This window comes from Bartonella sp. AP58NXGY, assembly GCF_042195785.1.
Lineage (GTDB): Bacteria > Pseudomonadota > Alphaproteobacteria > Rhizobiales > Rhizobiaceae > Bartonella.
The window spans coordinates 1-655 of record NZ_JBHIOY010000303.1; the positions used below are offsets into that span (position 1 = coordinate 1).

General features: G+C 42.9%; 1 protein-coding gene. It reads left to right on the forward strand.

Translation table 11 applies throughout. The features are described 5' to 3' along the window. Positions 1 to 655 (forward strand): phage tail protein (locus ACFINC_RS11090; RefSeq protein ID WP_375617236.1); only part of this gene is annotated, 655 nt, incomplete at both ends.

Below are 655 nucleotides of genomic sequence, written 5' to 3' on the forward strand. Positions count from 1 at the left end.
CGATTGCTTTGAATAATTTAACCGGCAAGCCCGTTTATAAGGCAACAGATACTGGTTTATTAGCTTTAACGGGAGAAGAAATCCAAGATGGCTGTCTTTATAGAGTTATTTACGATGAAGATATAACCGGTTGGCAAATACTCAATCCCACAAGGGGAAAAGTTTCTTTCTTAAAACGTTTACCGTCTGGTTTAATCGGTCCTTTTGCCATGGAACGCTTGCCGGATGGTTGGTTGTTGTGTGATGGGCGTGCTTATTCGCGAAGAACGTATAGAGCCTTGTTTGATGCGATAGGAACGACGTGGGGTGAAGGGGATGGTGCTACGACGTTTAATGTTCCTGATTTTCGAGGGATGTTTTTAAGGGGTATGGATTATGAACGCAATTTAGACCCTTGGCGTTCTTTTGCAAGTCAACAAGGCTGCTCTTTGAAAGCACATGAACATTTTATCGGTCCAGCATTTCCAAATGATCATTCTTCTCGAAAAAGACGGGATGTTTCTTCTACTGAAGCGCCCTTGAGAAGGCGAAAAAGATTTATAGATGAAGAGTGTTTAGGCTTAGACGGGGATGCTTGGGAAAGGTGTCATCAAGAATTTGAACGGATAGCAGGAAGTCCACAGGTAGAGGCTCCCTTTTGGTTCACAGAAAAAGA